This window comes from Cryobacterium sp. TMT2-14 (assembly GCF_004402465.1).
GTDB classification, from domain to species: domain Bacteria; phylum Actinomycetota; class Actinomycetes; order Actinomycetales; family Microbacteriaceae; genus Cryobacterium; species Cryobacterium sandaracinum.
The window spans coordinates 74,891-89,037 of sequence record NZ_SOFV01000018.1 but is presented as its reverse complement, the minus strand read 5'-3'; the positions used below and the strand labels follow the sequence as shown (position 1 = coordinate 89,037).

At 64.0% G+C, this 14,147-nt stretch carries 11 protein-coding genes and 1 pseudogene; 7 read left to right on the top strand and 5 right to left on the bottom strand.

From position 1 onward, the window contains the following. Both E3O28_RS07505 and E3O28_RS07500 read right to left on the bottom strand, forming a co-directional pair. Positions 1 to 1,469, bottom strand: a pseudogene (locus E3O28_RS07505) (hypothetical protein); the annotation flags it as partial. Between the two features lie 114 nt (positions 1,470 to 1,583). Further along, complete coding sequence (locus E3O28_RS07500; RefSeq protein ID WP_134415512.1) at positions 1,584 to 4,094, bottom strand: glycosyltransferase; 2,511 nt, start codon at positions 4,092 to 4,094, stop codon at positions 1,584 to 1,586. A 135-nt stretch (positions 4,095 to 4,229) separates the two neighbouring features. Here E3O28_RS07500 and E3O28_RS07495 point away from each other — a divergent pair, with 135 nt between their 5' ends. The 4 genes from E3O28_RS07495 to E3O28_RS07480 are packed head-to-tail and all read left to right on the top strand — an operon-like array spanning position 4,230 to position 8,570. After that, positions 4,230 to 5,153 (top strand): ABC transporter permease, encoded by a 924-nt coding sequence (locus tag E3O28_RS07495; RefSeq protein ID WP_134415511.1) that lies wholly within the window; start codon positions 4,230 to 4,232, stop codon positions 5,151 to 5,153. 23 nt (positions 5,154 to 5,176) lie between these two features. After that, a complete protein-coding gene (locus E3O28_RS07490; protein ID WP_134415510.1) occupies positions 5,177 to 6,436 on the top strand; it encodes an ABC transporter ATP-binding protein in 1,260 nt (419 codons plus the stop codon). 11 nt (positions 6,437 to 6,447) lie between these two features. Continuing rightward, positions 6,448 to 7,350 carry a glycosyltransferase family 2 protein gene (locus tag E3O28_RS07485; RefSeq protein ID WP_134415509.1) on the top strand — a complete coding sequence of 301 codons (903 nt, stop codon included), beginning with the start codon at positions 6,448 to 6,450 and terminating at the stop codon, positions 7,348 to 7,350. A gap of 59 nt (positions 7,351 to 7,409) precedes the next feature. Continuing rightward, positions 7,410 to 8,570, top strand: coding sequence for a glycosyltransferase family 2 protein (locus E3O28_RS07480; protein ID WP_134415508.1), 1,161 nt, complete (start codon positions 7,410 to 7,412; stop codon positions 8,568 to 8,570). A gap of 51 nt (positions 8,571 to 8,621) precedes the next feature. Here E3O28_RS07480 and E3O28_RS07475 read toward each other — a convergent pair whose 3' ends face one another. From E3O28_RS07475 to rfbC, 3 genes are read right to left on the bottom strand one after another with little or no spacing between them, the layout of a single operon-like run. Then, positions 8,622 to 9,551 (bottom strand): class I SAM-dependent methyltransferase, encoded by a 930-nt coding sequence (locus E3O28_RS07475; protein WP_134415507.1) that lies wholly within the window; start codon positions 9,549 to 9,551, stop codon positions 8,622 to 8,624. A gap of 39 nt (positions 9,552 to 9,590) precedes the next feature. Next, on the bottom strand, positions 9,591 to 10,454 hold the full coding sequence (gene rfbA / locus E3O28_RS07470; RefSeq protein ID WP_134342655.1) for a glucose-1-phosphate thymidylyltransferase RfbA: 864 nt from the start codon (positions 10,452 to 10,454) through the stop codon (positions 9,591 to 9,593). Positions 10,455 to 10,456: 2 nt separating this feature from the next. Then, the gene (gene rfbC, locus E3O28_RS07465; RefSeq protein WP_104100324.1) at positions 10,457 to 11,065 is read right to left on the bottom strand and encodes a dTDP-4-dehydrorhamnose 3,5-epimerase; all 609 of its coding nucleotides are present in this window, start codon (positions 11,063 to 11,065) and stop codon (positions 10,457 to 10,459) included. Positions 11,066 to 11,137: 72 nt separating this feature from the next. Between rfbC and rfbB the strand changes: the two genes are divergently transcribed. Genes rfbB through E3O28_RS07450 form a run of 3 tightly spaced genes read left to right on the top strand, consistent with a single transcriptional unit; the run spans position 11,138 to position 14,120 of the window. Beyond that, a complete protein-coding gene (rfbB, locus tag E3O28_RS07460; protein ID WP_134342657.1) occupies positions 11,138 to 12,124 on the top strand; it encodes a dTDP-glucose 4,6-dehydratase in 987 nt (328 codons plus the stop codon). Continuing rightward, positions 12,124 to 12,978 (top strand): dTDP-4-dehydrorhamnose reductase, encoded by an 855-nt coding sequence (rfbD, locus tag E3O28_RS07455; RefSeq protein ID WP_134415506.1) that lies wholly within the window; start codon positions 12,124 to 12,126, stop codon positions 12,976 to 12,978. Before rfbB ends, rfbD begins: the two co-directional genes overlap by 1 nt. Further along, positions 12,975 to 14,120 (top strand): glycosyltransferase family 1 protein, encoded by a 1,146-nt coding sequence (locus E3O28_RS07450; RefSeq protein WP_134415505.1) that lies wholly within the window; start codon positions 12,975 to 12,977, stop codon positions 14,118 to 14,120. Before rfbD ends, E3O28_RS07450 begins: the two co-directional genes overlap by 4 nt. Positions 14,121 to 14,147: the final 27 nt, after the last annotated feature.

The window sequence follows — 14,147 nt, the reverse complement described above, 5'->3', positions numbered from 1 at the left end:
TTACGGATCCCGCCTGTCACAGCAAAGGCCCCTCGCCCCGCGGACCAGTAAATTGACCCCTTCTGGAACGCCTGGCCCAAGCCGCCACCATTCGCCGACGGGTGCAAGAGGTCACTCGTCGGCCACCCGAGCGCACCCTTCTCGCCACCAACCGTGAAATAGGTCCCGCGGATTTCTCCGTACACCGATCGCGCCCGCCCACCGTTTGGCCAGTAGATGGATCCGTTTTGGAAAGCCTGCCCAAAACCGCCACCGTTCTCTGCTACGGCCATCCGATCGGTAGTCGGCCAGCCGAGAATACCCGTCTCCCCTTGGCGAGTGTGATATTCGCGACGAATGTCTCCGAATACTGAACGCGTGCCGCCAGATGCGCTTGAGTACAGGGATCCCCCTTGGAATCCTTGCCCGTAGCCTCCGCCGTTGGCCGCAACCGAGAGCACATCGGTCATTGGCCAGGCCAAGTAGCCTGTCTCCCCGCCCACCGTGAAGTAGTAGTCACGAATAGCTCCGGACATGATCCGCGCACCCGTATTCGTGTTCCAGAATATGGACCCGTTCTGGAAAACCCTGCCGAAGCCGCCCCCGTTTGCCGTAACGGTGAGAACATCGCTGGTTGGCGCGCCCAACGGCCCGGCCGCACCCCCCTGCGCGTTATAGGCACGCTGGATTGCGTCCGGCCCTGGGGATTGAGTGGACCCGAACCAGTTGGTGAAGAACGCCCAGAAATTCCGGTTGCCGTAGGAAGAACAGGCGTCGCCCGTGCCCCCAAGGTTTGACAGTGACGCCGTATTCGGCTGGTACGGGGTGTAGTTGTAAAGGTTGGCTGTGGCCTGGTTGAAGATCTTGACCGTGCTACTCCCGCACGAGCTGTTCGGGTGATAGCCGACGCTGATGCTCCCGATCCGATATTGCCTGGCCGGATAATTCGTATATTGCCGGAATTGCCAGGCGGCTTTGTAGATCTGGTTGTACAGGCCGTAGAAAGCGGAGTCACAGACGCTCGTGTCCGGGCAGCCATATCCCATCGCCTTGCGATAGGTGCCATCCGTCGGGCTGGTGGCGCCGACGAGTCCGGTTTCCTTCTCCAACAGCACGAGGAGCGTCTGCGGATTGATTCCGCAGGCCTGCGCCGTCTTGAAGATGATGCGGCTGGCCAGTTCATTTTCGGCGCCGATGTAGGCCTTGCAATGACCGGGCTCGACTGCGGCTCGGGTGAAGGTGGAGACCCGGTAGTCCTTGAGGCACGTGTACCCGGTCGTGCAGGTCGCAACTTTGCTGTTCAGAAAGCTCTGAATCTGGCTCTCGCTCATGGATCCCGAGTCGAAGAACTTCTGGTCCGAGATGATGTAACCCGGGTCAAAGTCGGAACCCGACAACGCCTCGGCCCGTGTTGACATTGAGACAAGCGCGGAGGAAAAGAACAGCCCGCACAAGATCAAGGCACAAATTCGTATGACGCCTGAACGCATTGTTTCGATCCCCGCATCTTTGCCCCGCTCGGCGCATCGACCCTGAGCCTATGTCAAGTGGAGACCGCTCCCCCAACGACACGTGAACATTGGGGGGAAACGGCCCTTAGAGAATTAGCCGCGAGAGTCGCGGAGTCTTTCCTGGCGCGCCTTGAACCGTTCGATGACCGCTCCAGCCCCGCCCTGACGGAAGTAGTAGGCAACTCGATCCACGTCCCTCCGGATTCCCGTGTGGGGGCTGCGTCGAGCAGCCTCCAGTGGTTTGACTTTCGCGGTCAAAGCGGCAGCCGCGTGGCCGGGGGTGATCGTCTTGTCGGCCGCATGGACCGGCTGACGGCAGAACTCGACGAGCGGGGCGAGCGCTCGTTCCCAGACGAACTGCTCGCGTACCCGCTGAACATTCGCCCGGGCCGCCTCGATCGCACTTGGGTCGTACAAGTAGGTTTTCAGCGCCGCCACGAGCGCGTCCTGGTCACGCTCCGGAATCGACGCCCCCAACTTTTCCTTTTCGACGAGATCACCGAAGGAGTCACCCTCCGTTGTGACGATCGGCAAGCCGGCCCAGAGATAGTCCAGAATGCGGGTGCGGAAGGAGAATGTCGTCTCCACGTGTTGAAAATGGGTGGAGACGCCGATGTCAGCTTCCAGAAGGTAGTTCTGCCGGTCGTCGAACGAAACCCAGGCCTCATTGAAGAACACGTGCTTGTTTGTCATGCCCAGTTCCTTCGACAGCAGGCGGGCCTCCGACACTGCTTCCATCTCCGGCACGTCCGGGTTGGGATGCTTGACGCCCAGGAAGAAGAGGCGAACATCGGGGTGTTCCACGGAGATCTCCGCGACCGCACGGATGAGGGTCCCCGGGTCGAACCAGTTATAGATCCCGCCACCCCAGACGATCACCTTGTCGTCGAGTCCGATGCCGGGTGTCACGCCACGGATGGCTGCCCGGGACTTGACCGGGTCCGTGCTGGAGATACCGAACGGCGCCACAGCAATGAGGGAATCGAGCTCGCTGTCGCGGGAGTAGGTGAACGCGTTGATGCGTCCAAGACCAGCCAGCTGACCAAGCCAGAAGTGTCGCTGTCTATCGCTGGCACAGAGGAAGAAGTCGCCGATCAGCAGCTGATGGTTCAACGCGTCAGTCGCGTCGTTCACCTGCTTGTTCCACAGTTCCAGGACCTTGCCCCGACCCTGCTCCAACTGCTCGAGGTGGAGGGGGTCGTAGACGTCAACAACGATAACCTTCGTCGAGCGTTCCAGTGCCGGGAAGAGTGCCAGGGCGTGCCCCTGAACAATGATCACATCCGCCCACTTCTCGTGTTCCACAACCGAGTTCGGACGATGGTGTGAGATGACGGCAACCTCGAACGCATCGTCGAGTGAGTCGGCGCGGGTCATGCTGACCAGGCGCACATCATGCTCGTCCGACAGCAGCTTGGCGATGTGCCAGGCGCGAATTGCCGGCCCCGCCATCTTCTCACCGACGGAGTCTCCGGTGATCACCAGGATGCGGCGGCGCGACGTCCCGGCAAGAACGCCAAGGCTGTCAACGATCTTCTCGTAGCCGCGGAGATAGGTTTCGATCGGGTAAGCCGGCTCATCGACGTTGCCGAAGAGGTGGGTCAATTCGCGGTCCGACCGGACGCGGGTGCGCTGCACCCGTTCTCGGGTCGCACTCATCTGCGGCAGGAACTCGACGAGCTGGTCGATCGCGAAGATACCGGCCATGGTCGACTTGGGCACGATCATCATGGGATCGCTGTCATCGCCGGGGACCCTCAGGTCAAGGGAGGCCGAGTCCAGCTTGCCGCGGCCGATGGCACGGCGAACTGCCAGCAGGAGCGCGCCAGGAAACACTCGCGCCAGAGAATCGTCGTCGAGGTTTTTGTACAGCGTGTAGAGGGCGTTGCGCTCAAGCAGATACTCCTCGCGGAAGTTGCCGAACTTGTTCATCGACGCATGGTGCTTATGGAAGGCCAGGGACTTGGGCTGGAACCTGAACCGGTAACCGAGCAGATTGAGCCGCCAGCCCAGGTCGACGTCGTCATAGAACATGAAGTAGTCGTCGTCGAAGCCACCCACTTCCTCGAAGACGTGGGCCCGGATGAACATCGCAGCGCCGGTGCCGAAGAGGACGTCCTTCTCTTCGTCCCAGGCACCGCGGTCGGTCTCGCCGGCGTGAGGCTTGTAGCCCATGCCGTACCAGGTGACGGCCGCATCGAGGAAGTCGACTTTGTCGCCGTCCCAGTCGAGGACCTTGCTGGCGACGGCACCGATGTCTTCGCCGGTCGCGAAGGTGTTGACGGCCTCCCTGATCCAGTCCGAATCCGGGCGGGCATCGTTGTTCAAGAAGGCGATGAACTCACCCGACGCGTGGGAGACACCGAGGTTGCAGCCGCCCGTAAAGCCGAGGTTGGCCTTGGAGTCGACGACCGTCACGCCCGGTTCCAGCCTCGACAAACGCTCAAGACTGTCGTCTCCCGAGCCGTTCTCGACAACGATGATTTCGAGGAGTTCCGCCGGCCAGTTGAGTTCCTGAAGTCCGCGAACACATTCGATTGTGTCGTCCGTCCCTCGGAAGTTCACAAGGACAACGGAAACCAGACCTGTTCGTCTCTTCTTCAACAATTCACCTTTGTTCTGCCAGTCGATCAGTCTGGAGAGTCTACCAACCCTGGTCCTCGGCAACGGCTGGCGATGCCGCCCCGCGGGGACATCTGGCCCGGCACCCAGACGGTGCAGTTATGATTTGGTGTGATCATGACTGCTTCGAAGGACTCACCCGACGCGCGAACCGCCAGATTTAGGCGACTAGCATCCGTCCCACTCGACACGATTGGATCGCGTTCCCGCCCTCTGGCCGGCGCCTGGACCTCCATCCGTGAGATCGGCGGACAGAAGGAAATGCTCGGCCTGCTCGTTCGCCGAGATTTGAAGGCCCGCTACAAAGACAGCGCGCTGGGTTTCCTGTGGTCGCTGATCAAGCCCCTGACCCAGCTCGTCATCTATTACGTCGTCGTCGGCAAGTTCCTCGGCGCTGCGCGCGGCATCCCCGACTTCGCCATTTACATCTTTACCGGGCTGACCGCGTACACCCTTTTCAGCGAGATCGTCGCCTCCGCGACGGCCTCGATCATCGGCAACGCCGGCCTGATCAAGAAGATCTATTTGCCGCGGGAAATCTTCCCCCTGGCCAGCGTCGGTTCCGCCAGCTTCAATTTCCTCATCCAGCTCTCGATCCTGATCATGGCCACCATCATCGTGGGTAGCAATCCGCTCGGCTGGGACCTGCTGTACTTCTTCCCGTCGGTCATGGTGCTCCTGGTTTACGCCACGGCCCTCGGTCTGTTGCTGTCTGCTCTCAACGTCTACCTACGGGATGTGCAGTACCTCGTCGAGGTCGGGATGATGGTCCTCATGTGGGCCTCTCCGATCGTCTACACGTGGGCCATGGTTCGCGACATCCTCGGCAACGGGATCCTGCTCAACATCTACACGGGCAACCCGATCACGCTTTCCGTGCTGGGCTTCCAGCAGGCATTCTGGACGGCCGGTGAGGGGATGCCCTTCCCCGATGATCTGCTACTGCGGCTGGCGGTCACGTTCGTTGTCGGCCTGGTCCTCTTATTCATATCGCAGCGGGTGTTTTCCCGTCTCCAGGGCAACTTCGCCCAGGAACTCTAACGAGAAACAGAATCGACGCAACCATGAATTCCCCCCTTCTCGAAACAAGCTCGGGCGCGCCGGCGCCCGCACCGGTTGTCATCACCGCCCACGATGTGTCCAAGAGGTTCGTGGTCCGAAAGGACAATGCGCTCAAGGAGCGGCTGGTCACGCTGGGCAAGATGGGCCGCCAGCACCGCCAGGAGTTCTGGGCCCTGCGCGACATCGACATCACCATCGAGGCCGGAACGACGGTGGGGCTCATCGGGCACAACGGGTCCGGCAAGAGCACCCTTCTCAAGGTCATCGGCGGAATCATCCAGCCGACCACCGGAACCGTGTCGCGACGCGGCCGAATGGCCGCTCTGCTCGAACTCGGCGCCGGGTTCCACCCGGACCTGACCGGCCGCGAGAACGTCTTCCTCAACGCCTCGATCCTCGGCCTGACCCGGGCGGAGACGGAAGAGCGTTTCGACGACATCCTGAGCTTCTCCGGAATCGGCGACTTCATCGACACCCAGGTGAAGTTCTACTCGTCCGGAATGTATGTGCGGCTCGCCTTCTCGGTCGCCGTTCACACCGAACCGGATGTTCTGCTCGTCGACGAGGTCCTCGCGGTGGGTGACGAGGCATTCCAGCGCAAGTGTCTGGACAAAATCCGTTCCTTCCAGGCGGAAGGCCGCACGATCATCCTCGTCAGCCACTCACTGGGCCAGGTGACGGAGCTGTGCGACCGAGCGATCCTGCTCAATCGTGGCGAGATCGAATTCGACGGCAATGCCCACCAGGCCGTGATGGCCTTCCGCAACATCCTCGAGGAGCGGCGGGTTGAAGAAGCGGCCGCCGCCTCGCCCGACGTCGTCGTGCACGAGGGACACGTCCTGGGTGCGACCGTGCACGCGGTCGGCAAGGCCGTCGGTGACCCGGTGCTGCCCGGGGACGACCTACGGATCGTGATGACCTTCGACCACGACGACGAGCTCACCGACTGGATCGGGGCCCTGCAGATCGACAACGCCTCCGGCCAGGTCGTGTACGGCACGAAGAACTCCCTGATGGACATGCATCTCCCCCCGCTGGGGGGTCCTTTATCGCTCGAGTACATCATCCACAACGTCGCCTTCGGGTCGGGCAAGTATTTCGTGAATGCATCGCTGCTCGACAGCACCCTCCGGCACGTGCACGACATGCCCCAGGCTTGCACGTTCAATGTGCCGTTCTACCCGTTGGCGACGGGCACGGTTCACGCCGAGCCGACGCTGCGGATCCTGGACGCCGCCGAACACCAGGCCACGGCAGTCTGATTCCCCACAGGATGATCGATGTCACGAACAACCAGAGTCGACCGGACGAGGGCCGGGACATGAACGACTCCGTGGTGATTGTCACGGTCACGCACAATTCCAGCACCGTCCTCCCGCGTTTTCTGGCCACCGTCCGCGGCGCGACCCGGGTGCTGGCACCCATCGTCGTGGTCGACAACGCCTCACAGGATGTCGCCGAGGCCAAGACGGTGTCGGAGGCCGGGCAGGCCCGGTTCCTCGGCCTCGACTCGAACCGCGGCTACGGCGATGGCATTGCCCAGGGAATCGCTTCGCAGGAGGCGACGGCCGACTTCATCCTGATTTCCAACCCGGATGTCGAGTTCGCTGCGGGTTCCCTCGACATCCTTCTGGAAGCGGCGCGGAACAACCCCCAAGCCGGTTCACTGGGTCCGCGGATTGTGGATCCCGCCGGCACCACGTACCCCTCGGCCCGTCCGGTTCCCTCGCTGAGCACCGGCATCGGCCACGCCCTGTTCTCCCGCATTTGGCCGGCGAATCCGTGGACGCGGTCATACCGCCCCATTCCCGTGGTGGCCAGTCATGACATCGTCCCGGCGGGATGGCTCTCCGGTGCGTGCCTCCTCGTGCGCCGAAGCGCCTACGATTCCGTGGGCGGCTTCGACACCTCCTACTTCATGTACTTCGAAGACGTGGACCTGGGCGACCGGCTGGGCAAGCACGGGTGGACGAACCTGTACGTGCCGGAGGCGGTCGTCGTGCACACGGGGGCGCACTCCACCTCGCAGAGCCGGGACGTGATGGAACGCAAGCACCACGAGAGCGCGTATCAATTCCTGTCCCGCAAGTACTCCGCTTGGTACTTCTCCCCCGTGCGCGCCATCCTGCGCCTCGGGCTCCACTTGAGGGGCCGATGGCATCTTCCCGGCCGATAGTGTGGAGGGAACGTTTAGACGCCGTACAGACTGGAGATCCACCACCAATGAGGCTCGTAATGACCCTGATGGTCCGAGACGAAGCGGACATAATCGGGCCGATGTTGTCGCACCACCTCGACCAAGGCATCGACAAAATTATCGTCACCGATAACGGCTCCGTCGACGGAACCTTGGAGATCCTGCGCGGCTTCTCGAACCGTGGCCTGATCGACCTGCGCGAAGACCCGGTCCACCGCAAACAACAGCATTCCGTGGTCACGGCCATGGCTCGTGACGCCTTCCTGCTGTACGGGGCGGATTGGGTGCTGAATGCCGACGCGGACGAATTCTGGATGCCCGTGGACCGTTCCTCATCGCTCCGCGAGGCGCTCGAGCTCCACCCGAAAAGCCTGCAGAGCTTTGTCGTGCCCGTCGTGGACATGATCGGGCCTCCCGCTGCGATTGGATCCGGTCTGCAGCGGTTGGTCTACCGGGACCTCCGGACCAACGCCGCCCTGAACAAGATCGGCCTGCACGCCCATTCCACCCCGGACACGGTTCACATCGGCGTGCCTGACATCGAGATCGCCCAGGGGAATCACTTCGTCAATCTCGCGGGAAGCGGCGTAGAGCCCGCGAATGCTCTGATCGAGGTCCTGCACTTTCCCTGGCGTTCCTGGCACCAGTTCGAACGCAAGGTCCGCAGCGCCGGGCTTGGCTATGAGAACAACCCCGACCTAAATCCGAGCCCGAATCACCACGGGATGCAGGAGTACCGGCGCTACAAACTCGGCAGCCTTCAGCCGTTCTATGTACTGCGGCACCCGACGTCGGAAGAATTTGCGGTGGGACTGGACAACGGAACCTTCGTGCCCGAGGACACGGTGGCCGGCAGCCTGGAATCCCCCGTTCCCGACGTCGCCCTCGACCCCGATCTGCTGGCCGCCGCGCGGCGGCTGGGACCGGTGATCGCTGCCACGGAAACCGAATTTAAGCGGATGCTCGCCACAGAGAAGGAAGAGACACGGTCCTTCGCGACCGCTTACCATGAGACCGCGGTGCATGCCCGCACTCTGGCGGAGAAGCTGAGCGCCCTGGGCGAGGAGCTGAGCGCCCTGGAGGGGACGTACCGTGTGAACGTCGCGCGCCTCGAAGCCGAGCTGGTGGAACTCCGTCAAAGACGCGCCGTTCGCTGGGTCGAACGCGTCACCGCGCTTCGCCGACCCCGCTCGCGGTAACGTCGTCGTTACCGACGGCTGAATGCAGCCCGGTCGACAAGGTCGGCGGGGTCACCGGGCGCGTTCCAGGACCGCCGCCCTGTCGGTTTGGAAGCGCACCTGGAACGGAGCCGCACCGGTGCCGTCGGCAACCCACCGGGCCAGGATCGACTGCTCCTCGGCACGGTCGATGTCGTCGAGGATGACCCAGGCGTCCGGTGTTAGCCTGTCCGTGAGGAGGGGCAGCGCGGGGTACCGTATTTCCGCACCTAGGTGCGCGGGTGGGCCGTCGACGAACAGCAGTGACACCGGTCCGATGTCGGCCAGCGCCTCGGAGGGGAACCACAACCGGGAGCGCGCCTCGAAAGGCTGCAGGACCAGGTCGTGCACCCGGATCTCCACCCACCCGTCGAGCCCGAGTTCTTCCAGTTTCAGCCGGGTTGAGTCGGCGTAGTTCTGGTCGTGTTCGAGGGAGATGAGGCGCCCCTCGCCGCGCTTCTTTATCGCGAGCGCGATCCACGCCGTCGACGTGCCGCTGCCGCACTCCACCACCGTGTCGATGCGCGGCGCAGCCAGAATTCGCGAGACGAGGACCAGGAGCGTTTCCGGTGTTGCCGCCCAGCCGCCGGGGGCCGGCATACTCCCCGTGACCGGAAGGAGGGCGTGGAGCGACAGCAGGGCCGAGACATCTCTCTGGATGTCCCGCCGCAGCATGTCCAGCGGCTCACCAGGTGCGTACGACAGCCCGGTCGGCGGCACGACCTGCGTGGGTGCCGGCGCCTGCACTGGCGTGGGCAAGGATTCCCGCATCAGCTGAAGGGCGTTGTGGCCGGACTTCGCCAGGACGACCGAGACGCCGGTGGAGACCAGGAGCAGTGCGCCCAGCAGCCACGCGGCATCCTCCCAGACCAGCGCCGCCACGACGCTTAGAGCGAGAACGACACCAATGGCGCCCGCACACAGTAGAAAAGTTCGTCTGCCCAGCGCCGGCCATGTTGTCATACCTCTAGGAGTACCACACGACCGGCCTGCCGGACGTGCTTACTCGCCGAGCAGGCTCAGAAGGTAACGGCCGTAGCCGCTCTTGACCAAGGGCCCGGCGATCTTCGCCAGGTGCGCATCCGTGATCCAGCCGGCGCGCCAGGCGATTTCCTCGATGCAGCCGACCTTGAAGCCCTGGCGATCCTCAATCACGCGCACGTACTCGGACGCCTGCATCATCGACTCGAACGTCCCCGTGTCCAGCCACGCCGTTCCTCGGTCGAGGACCTGCACGTGCAGATTCCCTAGTTCGAGATAGCGCTCGTTGATGGTGCTGATTTCCAGCTCGCCACGGGCGCTGGGCTCGATGGTCTTGGCGATGGCCACAACGGAGTTGTCGTAGAAGTAGAGCCCGGGAACGGCGTAATTGCTCTTGGGCTTCTCCGGCTTCTCTTCGATCGACAGGGCGGTAAAGTCATCGTCGAACTCGACCACGCCATACGACGTCGGGTTGCTGACGTGGTAGGCGAAGATGCGCGCACCCTGCAGGGCGTGGTTACCGCGGAGGGCGGAACCGAGGCCGGCCCCATGGAAGATGTTGTCGCCGAGCACGAGTGCGACGCTCTCGTCTCCGATAAAGTCTTCGCCGATGATGAAGGCCTGGGCCAGACCGTCAGGGGAAGGCTGAACGGCGTACTCGATGCTGACGCCGAGATCTGAACCGTCTCCGAGCAGGGCGCGAAACTGATCGTTGTACTCCGGCGTCGTGATGATCAGGATTTCGTTGATCCCGGCCATCATCAGCGTCGACAGGGGATAGTAAATCATCGGCTTGTCGTAGATGGGCATCAGCTGCTTGGAGATGCCCTTCGTGATCGGCCAGAGCCGTGAACCCGAACCGCCGGCAAGGATGATTCCGCGCATTGTTACTTTCCTTCGTTCAGGGAGGTGTAGAAGGCCCGGGCGTCAGCCCAGGTAGGCAGCAGGCCACCGGCAGCGGCTTCGGTCAGGCTCGGGGCATCCGTGTCCTTCGGGGACAGGAGCAGCTCGCCGGCCTCGGGCGGGAAGACCAGGCCGATGTCCGAGTCGAGCGGGTTGATGCCGTGCTCGCGTCCCGGGTTGAAGGGCGCGGTGACAAGGTAGCTGACCGTGGCGTTGTCGGTGAGTGCCACGAAGCAGTGACCGAGACCCTCGGCAATGTAAATTGCGCGCCGGTCGGTGTCGTCGAGCAGAACGCTGTCCCACTGCCCGAAGGTCGGGGACCCCACGCGGATGTCGATGACGAAGTCGAGCACTGCGCCATGGGTCGCCGTGACGTACTTCGCCTGGCTCGGCGGGATGTCGGCGAAATGGATGCCGCGCACGGAACCGCGCTTGGACACCGACGTGTTGGCCTGGGCGATGTCGAGGCGGTGCCCGATCGTCTCCTCGAGACGGTCGAAGCGGTACCACTCGAGGAAAACTCCCCGGTCGTCTCCGAACTGCTTCGGAGTGATTTCATAGGAATCGGGGATGGAGAGTTCGCGAATCTTCACCGCGTAAGCCTACCAAGCGCGTTCCGATAGAATCGCAACGGCACTTTCATCAAACGGAACGGTTACCTCCATATGAAGATCCTCGTCACCGGCGGAGCCGGTTTCATCGGCTCGAACTTTGTTCGGCGCACCCTCGAAGACGCCTACCCGGGCCTCGAAGGAGCCGAGGTCGTTGTGCTCGACGCCCTCACCTACTCGGGCAACCTCGAGAACCTGGCCCCCGTCGCCGGGTCGCCGCGTTACTCGTTCGTGCACGGCGACATCCGTGACGCCGCACTGCTCGACGAGCTCTTCCCTTCTCTCGACGCCGTGGTGCACTTCGCCGCCGAGTCCCACGTGGACCGCTCGGTGCGCGACGCGTCGATCTTCGTCGAGACGAATGTGCTCGGCACGCAGCAGCTGCTCGACGCGGCGCTTCGCCACGACCTGGCCCGGTTCGTGCACGTCTCCACCGACGAGGTCTACGGCTCCATCGCCGAGGGATCGTGGAACGAGGAGCGCGCGCTGGAGCCGAACTCCCCCTACTCCGCGTCGAAGGCCGGCAGCGACCTGCTCGCGCGCAGCTACCACCGCACGCACGGTCTGAATATCTCGATCACGCGCTGCTCGAACAACTACGGGCCGTACCACTTCCCGGAGAAGCTCATCCCGCTGTTCGTCACCAACCTGATCGACGGCTTGCACGTTCCCCTCTATGGCGAGGGAAACAACATCCGTGACTGGCTGCACGTGGACGACCACACCCGCGCCATCGCGATGGTGCTCGTCGGCGGCCGCGCCGGTGAGATCTACAACATCGGCGGCGGCACCGAGCTGACCAACAAGGAGCTCACGCAGATGCTGCTCGACTCCACCGGCAAGGACTGGTCCTACGTCGACCGCGTCGCCGACCGCCTCGGCCACGACCTGCGCTACTCCGTGGATATCTCGAAGATCCAGGCCGAACTCGGCTACGCGCCCCTCGTTCCGTTCGAACAGGGACTCGCGGACGTCGTGCAGTGGTATCGCGACAACCGCACCTGGTGGGAGCCGCTCAAGGCCCGTGCGGCATTGAGCTGATGACCCGCTATCTGATCACCGGCGCGGCCGGGATGCTCGGACGCGACCTGCAGGCCGCGCTCGCCGGCCGCGACGTCACAGCGTTCGACCGCACCGAGCTGGACATCACCGACCGGGCCGCGGTTCTGGCTCAGGTCGTCGGCTACGACGTCATCATCAACGCCGCCGCATACACGCAGGTGGACGACGCCGAGACGAATGAGGATGCCGCGTACGCGATCAACGCGACCGGCCCCCACAACCTGGCGCTGGCCGCATCCGCCACCGGGGCGAAGCTCGTGCAGATCTCCACCGACTACGTGTTCGACGGCAGCGCCACCGCACCCTACGCGGAGGACACCGAGATCGACCCGATCTCCGCCTACGGCCGCACCAAGGCCGCCGGCGAGGCGTTCGTTCTGCAGGAACACCCGGCGGGCAGCTACATCGTGCGCACGGCCTGGCTCTACGGCCAACACGGCCCGAACTTCCCCAAGACCATGCTGAAGCTGGCTGCAGCCCGCGACACCCTCAGCGTCGTCGACGACCAGGTCGGTCAGCCAACCTGGACCGCCGACCTGGCCGCGCAGATCGTCACCCTGCTCGATTCCGACGCGCCCGCCGGCATCTACCACGGGACCAGCTCCGGCGTGACGAGCTGGTTCGGCTTCGCCCAGGCCGTCTTCGCCACGGCCGGCCTTGACCCTGAACGGGTCACTCCGACCGACAGTTCGCAGTTCGTGCGCCCGGCCCCCCGGCCCTCGTATTCGGTGCTCGGCCACGATGCCTGGGCTACCGCCGGGCTGTCCCCCATTCGCGACTGGCGCGAGGCTGTGGCCGCGGCGGCCGAGCAGGGGATCTTCGCGGACCAATGACCACACTGAGAGTCGTCCTGGACCAGATGATTGCACCGGTCCCGGGTGGCATCGGGCGTTACACCGAAGAGCTGACCCGGGCCCTGATCGCGGCGGCGCCGGCCGGTTGCGACGTCGAAGGAATCGTGTCGTCGTCGTCGGCCGAGCACTACGTCAGGGTCGAAACGTCCCTGCCGGGTCTGGCCAGTCTGCACAAGACCACGTTGCCGCGGCGCGAGCTCACGGCGGCCTGGCAACTGGGCATCGCCAACAGTTCCGGGTCGGGCATGATCCATGCCCCCTCCCTGCTGGCGCCCCTGCGAAAGCACAGCATCGTCAACGACGGCACCCAGGTGACCGTCACCATTCACGACGTGCTGGCCTGGACGCATCCGGAGGCGCTCACTCCGGCGACCGTCGCCTGGACGAAGGTCATGGTCAAACGCGCCCACAAACACGCGGATGCGATCGTGGTCCCCAGCCACGCCGTGGCCCACCAGCTCGCGAACATCGTCGACCTCGGCGATCGCGTGCGGGTGATCGGCGGCGGAATCGGAAGCGGCCTCCGCCTTCCGTCGAACTCCTCCGCGACGGAGATCATCGCGGAACGCCTGGCGTTGCCGAACGAGTACATCGTCACCGTCGGCACGCTCGAGCCGCGGAAGGCCATCACGGCGCTGATCACCGCCCTGGGCCTGACGGGAGCGCCGGATCTCCCGCTGATCGTTCTGGGACCGGCCGCCTGGGGTGAACTCGACGTGGCATCCGTCGCCGACGAGGCCGGCCTCCCGTGGGGCCGGGTGCGCGCCCTGAACGGGCTGACCGACGAAGAGTTGGCCGTGGTCATCTCCCGGGCGGCAGTGTTCGTCTACCCCAGCCGGGAAGAAGGCTTCGCCGGGCCGATGATCCAGGCGTTTTACCTGGGCACCCCGGTCGTGCATTCGGACGCCCCGGCCCTGGTCGAGGCCGCCGGCGACGCGGGGCTAGTCGTCGAGCGTGAGGATGCATCCGGGTACCCCGAGCGACTGGCTGCGGCCGTCACCCAGGTGCTGAGCGACACCACTCTCGCAAACCGGCTGCGCATCTTCGGTAGCGATCGAGCCCAGGCCTTCACCTGGCGCGATTCCGCCGAGCGCATCTGGCTGCTGCACGCGGACCTGTAACAGCACCACCGAGTCCGGGGCCGTTCG